Here is a 13,126-nt window from a genome sequence, read left to right as displayed (position 1 = left end):
GAATTTAAATAAATATCTATGAAAACACATTTTTTATTAATACTAGCGTTTAGCTGTATCTGCTGTTCATGCAAGACGGCTCCTCAAGCGGAGTGGGTAAGTACGACATTTGAGTCCCCATGGGTTACACAACCCGAAGTGGTAGCGGTATCTGAAACTTCAGAGCCGGATGTGGTTGTAGACGTAACAAAGACCGCTCAAACGATTGATGGGTTTGGTACTTGTTTCAATGAGTTGGGATGGACTTCTCTCTCTCTGCTAGATGAAACCGTACGTGAGAGTATCTTAAAAGAGATGTTCGCCCCGGGTGTAGGTGCGAATTTTACGATTTGCCGGATGCCGGTAGCGGCGAATGATTTCGCCATAGACTGGTATTCGTATAATGAGACAGAAGGAGACTTTGAAATGAAGAATTTCTCGATCGATCACGACCGGGCTACCTTGATCCCATTTATTCAAGGTGCCCAGCGTTACAATCCGAACATCAAGATTTGGGCCTCACCTTGGTGTCCTCCCTCGTGGATGAAGTGGAATAAGCACTACGCTTCCCGATCAACGACCGCATTAGCTAAGCGGCTGAAGAAAAGACAGACGGGAGAAGAAACCTTTATGTTCAGGGTAGTTGATAACGAGCTGCCCGAGGACCGCCAAGCATTTGAGGGTGCGGACGCTTTCATTCAGAAAGATGCCTATTTCAAGGCTTATGCGCTTTATTTCTCGAAGTTCATAGATGCCTACCGGCAGGAGGGTATTGATATATTTGGAGTGATGCCTCAGAACGAGTTTAACTCTGACCAGCCCTACCCAAGCTGTTGCTGGACTTTGGGTGGATTGGCTACCTTTATGGGGAAATATCTTGGCCCAGCTATGGCAGAGAAAGGGGTAGAGATGATGTATGGAACGGTGGAGCGTCCCCGTGAGGCGATGATTGATTCCATTATGCAAGATCCGGATTGCAAGCGTTATGTGAAAGCCATCGGATTCCAGTGGGCTGGAAAAGATGCCCTGCCGATAGCCGCTCGTAAATATCCGCACTTGAAGTTCCTACAAACGGAGCAAGAATGTGGAAATGGTAAGAATGACTGGAATGGTGCTGTTCATTCTTGGGATTTGATGAAACATTATTTGAGTCATGGCGTGTCTGTCTATACTTATTGGAATACATCCTTAAAGCAAGGAGGTATCAGCCGTTGGGGATGGGCTCAGAATTCCTTGGTGGTGGTAAGTGAAGACGGTAAGACTTTCTCGTATACCCCGGAATACTATATAATGAAACATGTAAGTCATTATGTACAACCGGGTGCGAAAAGATTAGTGACGGATGGTGCGTATAAAGATGTATTGGCTTTCGTGAATCGGGATAATAGCGTTGTTATTGTGGCGGGAAACTCTGGAACAACGGATAAACCGGTAAGTTTTAAGGTTAACAATTCAATATATTCACCTGTATTAAAAGCCAATTCAGTGAATACACTTTTAATTAAGTAGCGTATGAGAAAATCCGTTATCGTAGGATGTTGCCTTCTGGCAGCATCCTGCTTTTTATCAGCCCAACAAAAAAAATACTTGGACCATCTATCTGATTATATAGAAAACACATCGGTCTTTGGATGGAATCAAGAGGAGGGACGGGCGTATCATATACCCGAGAAGCATATTTCCCTAAACGGGGATTGGAAATTCTTCTTTAGTGATACGCCGGAAGGTATCCCTTCTGATTTTTATAAGGAGAACTTTAATGATAAGGCATGGTCTTTGATCCCGGTTCCTTCTAATTGGGAGATGCAGGGATATGGCGATAAGTTGTTTCGTAATGTGCATGCGCCTTTTAAAGCGAATCCCCCGTTTGTACCGAAGGAATATAATCCGACTGGGGCTTATCGGAAGACTTTTACGCTTCCGGCATCGTGGGAAAACGATCAAGTATTTCTTCGTTTGGAAAAGGTGGCGTCCGCTTCGTTTGTTTGGGTGAACGGACAGGCAATCGGCTATAATGAGGGAGCACAAGAACCTGCGGAATATAATATCACGAAATATCTGAAGCCGGGAAAGAATACTGTAGCGATACATGTCTTGAAGTATTCGGATGGTTATTATCTGGAAGGACAGGATTATTGGCGCTTAGCTGGCATCTTCGATGATGTCTGGCTTTATGCGACGCCCTCTGTCCGTCTTTTTGATTGGTATGTCGTGACTGATCTGGATGATACTTATACAGATGCGGACTTGAAGCTGCAGGTAGACATTAAAAAGTACACGGAAGAGGTTTCGATAGATTACCGATTGAAAGTTCAATTATGGGATGACCGGAAGGAATTGGTTACGGAATTAAATAGCGATCCGTTTAAGATCGAATCGATCGGTAAGAAGAGGTTGGATTTATCACGGTTGATAAAAAATCCAAAGAAATGGACCTCTGAGACTCCGTATTTATATACGCTAAAAATGAGCTTGCTAACCATGGATGGTGCGGAGCACGATGCGATAGAAACCCGTATGGGTTTTAAGGAGACTGAAATTAGAGGAGAGGCTTTTTATTTAAACGGAGTACTCTTAAAAGTGAATGCCCAGAATTCCCATATGCAGCATCCGGAGATGGGCCATGCGATGACCGAGGATATTATCCGAAAAGATTTTGAGATATTGAAGCAATTTAATTTCAATGCGGTCCGAACGTCTCATTATCCACCGGTGAATAAATATCTGGAACTGGCGGATGAGTATGGGCTCTTCGTTATAGATGAGGCGGGTGTAGAGGCTCATGCTACCGAGTTTGTCTCAAAAAAGCCGGAGTTTACGGAGATGTATAAGGAGAGAGTTCGGCAGATGGTTCTTCGTGATCGTAATCATCCGAGTATCTTATTCTGGAGTGCCGGAAATGAGAGCGGCGAGGGATTTAATATTGGTGAGGTTGTCAAGGAAGGCCGGAAATATGATTACACACGTTATTGGATGTATGGCGGTAATGCTTTCGCTCATCCGGCGGAAGAGATTATAGGTCCTCGTTACCCGACTCCGATCGAATTAGAGATGCAAGTAGGTATTTGTCCGGATAGCTCGGATATCCGTCCGTCCTTTATGGATGAATATTTGTCTGTCGCCGGAAATGGAGGTGGCGGTTTGGACGATTACTGGCGGGTGATTTATGCGCATCCCCGTACGATGGGAGGGGCTATTTGGGATTTCGTCAGTCCGGGTTTGACGGAGCCAGTCCGTCTATTGAATGATAAATCCCCTTATCAAACTCCCGCTTATATTATGGGTAATGCCCGTTTAGTGAAAGAGAGTAAGGGAAATGTACTGGATTTGAACGGACACGATCAATGGGTAGAGGTCTATAGGCAGTCGAATGTGGAAATTACGGGTGACCAGTTAACCTTAACTTGTGATGTTTATCCTCGGAAACTGATAAGTAGCTGCGGATCTTTTATCACAAAAGGTAGTTATCAGTTTGGATTGCAGCAACAGGGGGAAGATTCACTGGATTTTTATTTATATACGGATAAACGTCATATCTTACGTGTGAAATTGCCGGTGGATTGGGAGAATAATTGGCATCAATTATCGGGTGTATATGATGGCAAGGCGATGGCGGTTTATATCGATCAAAAAAAGGTGGGTGAACAGGCGGTATCCGGTACGATCAAGAATTTTCCTTTCCCCGTGAATATCGGTAGAAATGCGGAGATCCATGGCCAAGAAACGGATGTTTATATCTGTGACGCACAGATGGACAATGTCGGTATTTTTACGACCGCTTTTACGCCAGATCAGTCTTGTTCTTCCGAACAAGCTGCCTTATGGCTTGACTTTGAGACTGAAACGACCTTAGGATCATTCTTTAGTTATGGTATAGGTGCCCGTACTTATGGGAGTATCTGGCCGGATCGTACTGTTCAACCGGAGATGTGGCAGATGAAGAAGTCTGTTCAACCTATTTCAATCTCATGGCTTGATGCCGGAAATGGTTGGATAGAGGTTTGGAATAGAAGTCATTTCTTGAATAGTTCTTATTATCGTACGAAATGGTTCTTGGAAGCGGATGGTACGGTATTGGATGAAGGTGAATTGGATTTGCGAGTAGCCCCGTTATCGAAGGCGAAAGTTCAAATACCATTTAAGAAACCTGTTATTCAAGCAGGTGCAGAATATCGGATTACGTTCAGTTCGACATTAAGGAATAAGGAATGCTGGGCTCCGGCTGGCTTTGAGGTAGCTTGGGACCAATTGGAACTTCCTTGGCATAGAGAGAAGGAGGTTGAAACGGTATCCATTTCCCCGGTATCATTAGAACAAGAAAAGGGGCAAATCTTGATTTCCGGAACGGATTTTAAATATGTTTTTGATAAAAAGCAAGGGACATTGATCTCCATGATCTATAAGAATAGTGAAATGCTGAAAGAACCTTTAAAGATGAATGTTTGGAGGGCTCCATTGGCAAATGAGCAGGACCAATGGAATTCCCGAAATGCTCGTTCTTATAGTTGGAAAGAGGGATATGGCCAGCAAATCGCAGCGGAATATTATTCAACAGGGATTGATAAACTCAATCATTATCCAATCTCTGTGGACGCTCAGTTGATAGAAGGGAAAGCTTTGATCCGTGTTAGGGAAATTTGCTTGACAGGCAATAGCGCCGTGGAGAAAAAAGATTTGTATATCTGGGGAGCTCAAAGTAATGGTTTTGAAAATATGTATACCTATATGATTGCGGGTGATGGGCAAATTGTTCTGCAGCATACTTTACTACCGCAAGGAAAACTTCCTCTCTGGTTGCCTCGTGTTGGTATGACACTCACATTGGATGAACGTCTGAATCAAGTAGAATGGTACGGGCGTGGCCCTCAAGAGAATTATCCGGATCGTAAGACGGGCTATAAAATCGGTATTTACCGGTCTACGGTGGATGATATGTATGAACCTTACTTAATCCCGCAAGATTACGGACTCCGTACGGATAACCGTTGGGTACGCATGACCGATGAACAGGGGCTTGGGTTAGAGTTCTCAATGAATAAGTTTTTCAATTTTAATGCGTATCCTTATTCCACGGATAACCTGACAAAAGCGATGTATACCTATCAGCTCCAGAAACAAGATGGAATAACGTTCAATCTGGATTATGCGACGACCGGGGTCGGATGTACGGCTCGTGCGGTTTTTGATAGTTATAAAGTGTACCCCGGAGCTTATGAACGTGAGATAAGGATAAAACCTATTGATTTACGTAAGCAGTCGCATTAACATTCATGACTACTCATGCAAGCGTACATGACTACCCACGAACGCTTGCGTGAGTACTCTTGTGATATGCTACATTGCGCATTTCTTTCTCTATTTTTATGCGAATAAGAACATGATAAAAGGTAAATAGTCCTTCAATTTAACCCGCAATATTTTCAAGGATTGTGTAATCCGGTATTCCACGGTTTTGATAGAAACCCCCAAGGCCTCTGCGATTTGGGGATTAGATTGCTCTCCGAATCGGCTAAGTTTAAATGTCTCCCGGTAATTCTCAGGCAATTCTTCGATCGCTTTCGTGATATTCTCTGTAAGCTCGTTTACGAAATAGGTATCAGGATTCTCAAATTGATCTTTAATCTTATCATAAATCAGGCTATGTACTCGCTCATGATACAATTGCCTTTTGATCGCATTGAGGCAACGATGCTTAACAGCCATAAAAAGATAGGATTTTAGGGATATCTCTACAAATAAGGAATTTCGGTTTTCCCATATAAATAACATTAGCTCCTGAATAAGTTCTTCGGCATCCTCATCAGAAACATATTGGGAAGCATATTCGCATAGTGGCGAATAAAATTTGATAAACATCTGTTTAAAAGCGTTTTTACTTCCTAATTGTATTTGTTCAATTAAAGTAGAATCATCCATAGCACCTTCTTCATCCTTTCTTTTCTGTAAGCAAAGATATATTTTATCTTGGATATTCAAGGTTAAAATCAGGGTAACCACATCGAAATATCACTTTTAGGACATCCTTATCACAAGATATACTTACTTTACCGATGAAGTACTACTTACTTTACTGATGAAGTATATATCCTATGGGAAAGTAAGTAGTAAAAGTCTAACGGTCTTCCGTAAAAAAAATTGATGCGGTCACCTTGGGCTAAAAATGAGAAAGTTGAAAAAAAATTGCTTTTTAATTAAGGGTGTGTTCTTTCAGGATTGTCTTAGTTATAGAAACAGATAAGAATGAAAACTGAAAATAGACATATTAATTTCCAAGAGCCGGAAGGTATGATGCTTTTACGGTATATAAAGGACACAGCTTCTAATGAGGAAAAATCTTATATTGAAGCTTGGCTGGAAGCGGATGAAAATAATAAGAGGATCTTATTACAGACCGCCCGTATATATTATGCGAACAATGCGATGGAACGGATCGCTAGCCGAAATCCATTGATTGCCTACGAAAAGCTGGAACAACGATTAGCAAAACGGACTCGTTCATATTGGCTGAAGAGGTTCTCTGTCGCTGCGGCTTGTATAATTGCTATCATTGGACTATCAACCTTATTTTCCCATAGAAAGGCTGATTCTGAATTTGGAGATCCTCAAATTATAACACTTCAGGCAAATGCGGGAGTCCGTACACGCTTTAATTTACCGGATGGTACTGTTGTTTATCTAAATTCGGGTAGTGTTTTATCCTATCCGATGTCTTATGACCAAAAAGAAAGAAAAGTATATTTATCAGGAGAAGCCTATTTTAGAGTCACTCACAACGAAAAACAACCTTTTATTGTCAGTACTTCAGGAGATCAGCATAGGGTTAGAGTTTTAGGCACGGAGTTTAATATACAAGCTTATGGGGATGAGAATATAATTTCGACTACTTTAGTGACGGGCTCCGTAAATCTCGAGGTGAAGAATAAATCAGGGAATGTGAGTCATAGGACGTTACTACCATCCGAAAAAGCGATTTGCAACTTGGATAAAGAAGAAATTTCTGTGATGAAAATAAACACGATGTATGAAACCGCATGGATGGATGGCATACTGATGTTCAAGGATACGCCTTTACCTGAGGCTTTGAAAAAATTGTCATATTACTATAATGTTGAATTTGTGATTCAGGATGCGGAGATTAAAAGCTATTGTTTAACCGGTATTTTAGATAATAGGTTGCTATCTCAGACACTAGACTATTTGAGAATATCTTCAAATATTGATTATCGTATAGAAGATATGAAGACAGATGACAGCAAAGGTACTAACCGTACTCGAGTTATACTTTGGAAAGGAAAATAAAGAAAAATGTATAACAATTAAATAATATGGGCCTATGGAATAAAAGAACAAGAAAGTAGACTTGGTCTATCTAAAAAACATACGGGAAAATGTTACCAGCATCTTCCCATATGAAACAATTTGATAGAAGGTCTTTAAACCGACTAAGAAATTTATTTTTTAATCTTAAATCAATTACAAAAATATGATGAATAATTTATATTTCCAACTTGATGGAGATAAATCAGCGTTTGTCAGGTTGGTATCTAAAATATCAAGAATTATGAAGTTGACCTTATTTCTTGTATGTTTATCAATTAGTATGTCATTTGCTATGACAACAAATGCTCAAAGCACCTCACTTTCTTTTAAAGCGACAGATCAATCTATAAAAGAAGTTTTGGAACTGATTGAAAGTCAAACTGATTTCCACTTCTTTTATAATAGTAAATTAGTTGATATCAATCAAGTAATATCTGTTGATATAAAGGATAAAGATGTGTTCACTACATTAGATCATATATTTGAGAATTCGAATATACGATATAAAATAGTAGGAAAAGATGTGATTCTATCAGTAAAAGGCAGTAAGTCTGATCAAGATGAAAAGACAGTAACAGGTACTGTTGTTGATGAGATGGGGGAGCCTATTATTGGTGCAAATATTGTAGAGAAGGGTAAAGCAAATGGAACTATGTCTGATTTGAATGGTCATTTCTCTATTGTAGTGTCTTCCGATGCGGTACTCCAGATTTCTTATATTGGATTTTCTCTTCATGAAGAAGCCGTGAAAAATAAAAATGTACTTCAGGTCATTATGAAAGAGGATACACAAAAATTAGATGAGGTAGTCGTTGTTGGTTATGGCTCAGTTGACAAAAAAGAGTTGACTTCTGCTGTAACCGCTGTTTCTAGTAAAGACTTTTTACAAGGAGCATTTACAAGTCCGCTGTCAATGATCGATGGAAAAGTATCAGGCGTTAATGTCTCGAATGCGGCGGCGGCAGATCCTAACTCTTCTCCTAATATCCAGATGCGAGGTGCTTCTTCCATAGAGGCAGGGAATTCGCCATTGGTTATTATAGACGGAATGCCGGGTGCAGATTTAAGAAGTGTCGCTAACCAAGATATTGAATCAATTACAATATTGAAAGATGGTTCGGCTGCAGCGATTTATGGTTCACGTGCAGCGAATGGAGTTATTTTGGTGCAAACAAAAAAAGGAAAGGCTGGAAAAGTTTCTATATCTTATGATGGCTATATCGATCATGATATGGTAGCTAATCAACCAGAAGTACTTTCTGTGGATGAGTTTCTTGCGCATGAAAGAGATGTAGATTTTGGTCATCGGGTGGATTGGTATGACAAATTGTTGAATAAGAGTAATCTGGGTCAAAGTCATTATTTAGCTGTTTCAGGAGGAGGTGAAAATTTGACCTTTAGAGCTTCAGCCAATTATAAGAAGAAAGATGGCTTGGATATAGCGTCTTCTAGAAAAGAGTATGGAGTTAGAATGGGATTCACCGCAAAGACATTAGAAGGTCTGCTAGAGATTCAAGGAAACTTGTCCACACGAGTTATCAATGAGGAATATGTGGATTATGGCGTATTTCAGCAAGCGGTAAAATTGAATCCGACTCATCCATTGATGGATGAAAAAGATCCTTCTAAATATAGTACTCTGTATGGGTTTGATACCTATAATCCTGTAGGATGGTTGAAAGATAAGGAGGATGGAGGTGATAGACAGTTTTCCCTTGCTGATTTTAAAGTGAAACTAAATATTTTACCGACGCTAAATACTGAATTATCTCTAGCTAGACAGAGTCAAGAGTATTTTAAACGTATATATGTTAATTCAAATCATAAGGAATCTATAGATAATATGCGTTCCGGACGAGGAACTCTGCAGGAAGAAAATTATACGGATTATACATTGGAATGGATCGGTAATTATTTTACGACAATTGACAAGCATACAATTAAATTAATGGCTGGATATTCGTATCAAGAGTTTAATCATCGTAGTTTTTCTTCAGAGAATGCAAATTTTCCTTCGGATGCGATGTCCTATAACAATCTGGAAGCTGGAGATTGGAATATGGCAGCAGGTCGTTTAGGGGTATCTTCGTTGAAAGAAAAAGAAAAGACAATAGGTTTTCCTGCGCGATTGATTTATAACTATGATGATACTTACTATTTGACGGCTTCTGTTAGATATGAAGGAAATAGTAAATTTGGGGCAAATCATAAATGGGGATGGTTCCCTGCAGCCTCTGCGGCATGGCGAATGTCAAGTTTGCCTGCTATTAAAAATATAGAGGCCATCAATGATTTAAAACTCCGTTTTTCATATGGAGTTACAGGGCGCTCTGGTTTCCCAAAGTATTCAGCGTTGGCTCGTTATGAGCAAGGTGGGTATTGGCTAGACGATAATGGACAATGGACCCAAGCGTGGGGACCTACGAATAATCCTAATCCTGATTTACATTGGGAAAAGCAGATATCTTATAACTTGGGTGTGGATTTTTCTCTTTTAAAGAATAAGTTATCAGGTAGTTTGGATGCCTATGTAAAACAAGGTAAAGAAGTAATTTCTAATTATGACGCTCCACTACCCCCTTTTATGTTTGATCAGATATTTACAAATGTAGCTTCTACTAGTTCAAAAGGTTTGGAACTGACTTTAAATTGGGATGTTGTAAACATGAAAGATTTTAGTTATTCGACTAATCTAGTTGCTTCTTTTACGAAATCTAAACTGGATAAATTCTCGAATGGTACATATCAGAAAGGATATATGGATCGATATTTACTGCCAGCTCCCGGAAATCCCGGCTATGCCCAACGCTTACAAGACGGAGTGGAAATTGGTTCTTTTTATGGCTTAAGATATGCGGGAGTTGATGATAATGGCAATATGTTGGTTTGGAAAGACGCTAAAATTGGAGGAGAAAAAATACTCGCTAATGGTGAAGCTAGTGATACAGACAAAGATTATATTGGCCATGGAACACCTAGATATTCTTTGTCTTGGGGGAATACATTTCGATATAAAGGATTTGATTTAAGTCTATATTTCCAAGGGCGCTTTGACTATCAAATATTGAATATGTATCAAATGTATTATGGATTAGTTGCTGAACCGGGTATGAATTTATTAGAAGATGCTTATGGAAAGAATGGGCATATTAAGTCAGGAAAAGTGATGTGTGATTATTTTTTGGAGGATGGAGATTATTTTAGGTTGGATAACATAACTTTAGGATGGACTCCAAAATTAGATACAAAGTGGATTAGCAATTTACGGGTATATGCGACAGTTAAAAATGCGTTTACTATTACGAAATATTCAGTAATGGACCCGACATCTGTGGATATAAATGGTCTAGAACCAGGTATTAGCGGTCTAAATGTGTATCCTATTGCCAGATCATTCACATTTGGAATTCAAATTTCATATTAATCTTAATTTCATTTATTATGAAGAAGTTTAAATATATAATAGTTCTTTTCGTAATGGGATTAATCTCATTTTCTTGTACAGATTTAGATGAAGAGATTTTTAGTGAGATTACAACGGATAACTATTATCAAAATAGCAATAATATTTATGCGGCGTTAGTGAATAACTATGCTAAGGCTTTTAGTACGGGTTGGTCTGATGCTCGATACTTTTTACAGGAAGTTACTGCCGACCAGTTAATGATTCCGACAAGAGGAAAACATGGTTATAATGGTGGGGAGTATGTTCGTTTGCATGAGCATAAATGGACTGTGGAGGAGAATTTCGTATATAATGGTTGGGCTGCTCCTTTTCAAGGTATAGCATTATGTAATAATACATTGTCTGATTTTGAAAATCTAGATTTCTCTACGTTTAAATTGACGGAAGAAACGAAAAATGAATATATAGCCGAATTAAGAGCTCTTCGGGTTTGGAATTATATGTTTTTAATAGATTTCTTTAGGCATGTACCAATTGTTACAGATATAGAAGAAGTGAAGGCTCAATCTACACCCCTAGAAGTATTTAACTTTATGGAGTCAGAGCTTTTAGCTATATTACCGGACTTACCTAAAAATAGGGGGGTATCTAGGTTTGATCAAGCAGGAGTAGCTTCTATACTTGTCCGTTTATACTTGAATGCGGAAAAATGGATAGGTATCTCAAAATATGAGGAATGTGAGCAAATGGCTCAGGCTATATTAGATGGAAAATATGGAGAATATAGTATTGACCCTGATTATAGAGGCCCGTTCCGCTCGGGGATAAACGGTTATAGATCTAAAGAGAATATTATGGAATTTGCGATTAAGAAAAATTATTTTGAGGCATCTTGGCTATATAATATGTGGATGCACTATCAAGATCGTTATTCCTTGGATAATGACTGGCAAGGTTGGAATGGAGGTAATTTAGCACCGTCTCGGGACTTATATGGAAATTTGTACCAAGATAAATTAGGTATGCCGTTTGAAAAATTCCCGGATGAAGATATCCGAAAGAAAGCTTTTAGAGTTATTTCAAATGATGGAGATTATGAGGGCTTTTTCTTGATGGGAACTCAATATAAATTTGATTATGAAAAAGGGTATGGATTTACAGATGAAGTAATAACTGGTACGGAAGAATATAATGGTAAACCTCTAGTTTATGTGGATCAAGTTGGACGCTTTTCGGAGGGAGAGACTGGTTTAGCCAAAGGCTCTCATGTAATTTACGGAGAAGAGAATACGGGATATCGTTTGATAAAATTCCCTTGGTTACCTCAATCGAAAGATTTGTTCCAAATGAACTCTATTCCAGAGATCAGATTGGCAGAGATTTATTATTCGTTAGCTGAATGTAAATATAGATCAGGGGATAAGATAGGGGCTGCTCGGTTGCTGGATGCGGTTAGGAAACGTTATTATAAAGCGGAAGATTGGTCTAAATTTAGTTACGAATCTAATATCTCGAAATTAACCGATGATGAATTTGTCGATGAATTAGGTCGTGAGTTCATAGGAGAGCGTCATCGTCGTATTGATTTAATACGATGGAATCGTTTTAGTGAAGGTGCGTGGTGGGATAAAACTCCGGATGCGACGAATCAAGACGTATTTCCGATCCCTTATCGTGCTTTGAATGCGAATCCTTTGTTAAAACAAACAACAGCTGGCTTTTAATAAATAGAATCGATATATGAAACAGTTTATAAATGTAAAAAGAGTATTTACCGTATTGATTATACTTTTGTTATTAATATCGTGTAGGGTCGAAACTGATTATAGACCATTATTTGACAAAGATTTATCAAATGCTGATTATGATAGTTCGGTTTGGACCTTTAAAAATGGCATACTTACTGCCACTGCCGATCAATCTATTTGGACGAAGGTGCAGTATGAAAATTTTATCTTGGATTTAGAATTCAAGACAGATGTGAATACAAATAGTGGGGTTGTGATTTATTGTACGGATAAGGGTAATTGGATCCCATCTTCCATTGAGATTCAAATAGCGGATGATCATCATCCTGAATGGCAATCATATCCAGAATATTGGCGTTGTGGTTCTATTTATGGACATAAAGGAGCAAATGAACAATTGGTCGTGAAGAAACCGGGAGAATGGAACCGCATGATTGTCACTGCTAAAGGTCAGCAGATAGATATCGAATTGAATGGGAAACATATTGTTTCGGCTAATTTAGCAGATTGGACTTCTGGAACAACAAATCCAGATGGAACAGAGATTCCGGAATGGCTACCAATCCCGTATGCGAATATGCCAACAAAAGGTTATATTGGTTTGCAAGGGAAACATGGAGAATCTAATATTTGGTTTAGGAATATTCAACTGAAACAACTTTAAAATCATCAT

Annotated in this window: 7 protein-coding genes; 6 read left to right on the top strand and 1 reads right to left on the bottom strand. The window is 39.1% G+C overall.

Annotated elements, in window-relative coordinates; translation table 11 throughout:
- The first annotated feature begins 18 nt into the window (after positions 1-18).
- Both DW205_RS11920 and DW205_RS11915 read left to right on the top strand, forming a co-directional pair.
- Entirely contained in the window at positions 19-1,488 is a 1,470-nt protein-coding gene (locus DW205_RS11920) for a glycoside hydrolase family 30 beta sandwich domain-containing protein (RefSeq protein WP_005866988.1), read from the top strand.
- 3 nt (positions 1,489-1,491) lie between these two features.
- On the top strand, positions 1,492-5,244 hold the full coding sequence (locus DW205_RS11915; protein WP_005866989.1) for a glycoside hydrolase family 2 TIM barrel-domain containing protein: 3,753 nt from the start codon (positions 1,492-1,494) through the stop codon (positions 5,242-5,244).
- A gap of 96 nt (positions 5,245-5,340) precedes the next feature.
- On the opposite strand, the gene DW205_RS11910 is transcribed toward DW205_RS11915, so the two are convergent.
- The gene (locus DW205_RS11910; protein ID WP_008778443.1) at positions 5,341-5,895 is read right to left on the bottom strand and encodes an RNA polymerase sigma-70 factor; all 555 of its coding nucleotides are present in this window, start codon (positions 5,893-5,895) and stop codon (positions 5,341-5,343) included.
- Positions 5,896-6,219: 324 nt separating this feature from the next.
- On the opposite strand from DW205_RS11910, the gene DW205_RS11905 reads away from it, so the two are divergent.
- The 4 genes from DW205_RS11905 to DW205_RS11890 all read left to right on the top strand — a co-directional run bounded on the left by DW205_RS11905 (position 6,220) and on the right by DW205_RS11890 (position 13,117).
- Positions 6,220-7,278, top strand: coding sequence for a FecR family protein (locus DW205_RS11905; RefSeq protein WP_121963095.1), 1,059 nt, complete (start codon positions 6,220-6,222; stop codon positions 7,276-7,278).
- 184 nt (positions 7,279-7,462) lie between these two features.
- Positions 7,463-10,723 (top strand): SusC/RagA family TonB-linked outer membrane protein, encoded by a 3,261-nt coding sequence (locus tag DW205_RS11900; protein WP_005866992.1) that lies wholly within the window; start codon positions 7,463-7,465, stop codon positions 10,721-10,723.
- Between the two features lie 17 nt (positions 10,724-10,740).
- Entirely contained in the window at positions 10,741-12,429 is a 1,689-nt protein-coding gene (locus DW205_RS11895) for a RagB/SusD family nutrient uptake outer membrane protein (RefSeq protein WP_005866993.1), read from the top strand.
- A 16-nt stretch (positions 12,430-12,445) separates the two neighbouring features.
- Positions 12,446-13,117 (top strand): DUF1080 domain-containing protein, encoded by a 672-nt coding sequence (locus DW205_RS11890; RefSeq protein WP_005861401.1) that lies wholly within the window; start codon positions 12,446-12,448, stop codon positions 13,115-13,117.
- Positions 13,118-13,126: the final 9 nt, after the last annotated feature.

Origin of the sequence: Parabacteroides sp. AM17-47 (genome assembly GCF_003434625.1) — a bacterium.
Taxonomy (GTDB): Bacteria; Bacteroidota; Bacteroidia; order Bacteroidales; family Tannerellaceae; genus Parabacteroides; species Parabacteroides distasonis.
This window is presented reverse-complemented; position numbering and strand designations above follow the sequence as displayed.

Excerpts from the sequence above, each read along its gene's own strand:
- DW205_RS11920 (WP_005866988.1), top strand. The coding sequence starts at position 19 with ATGAAAACACATTTTTTATTAATACTAGCGTTTAGCTGTATCTGCTGT.
- DW205_RS11915 (WP_005866989.1), top strand. The coding sequence starts at position 1,492 with ATGAGAAAATCCGTTATCGTAGGATGTTGCCTTCTGGCAGCATCCTGC.
- DW205_RS11910 (WP_008778443.1), bottom strand. The coding sequence starts at position 5,895 with ATGGATGATTCTACTTTAATTGAACAAATACAATTAGGAAGTAAAAAC.
- DW205_RS11905 (WP_121963095.1), top strand. The coding sequence starts at position 6,220 with ATGAAAACTGAAAATAGACATATTAATTTCCAAGAGCCGGAAGGTATG.
- DW205_RS11900 (WP_005866992.1), top strand. The coding sequence starts at position 7,463 with ATGATGAATAATTTATATTTCCAACTTGATGGAGATAAATCAGCGTTT.
- DW205_RS11895 (WP_005866993.1), top strand. The coding sequence starts at position 10,741 with ATGAAGAAGTTTAAATATATAATAGTTCTTTTCGTAATGGGATTAATC.
- DW205_RS11890 (WP_005861401.1), top strand. The coding sequence starts at position 12,446 with ATGAAACAGTTTATAAATGTAAAAAGAGTATTTACCGTATTGATTATA.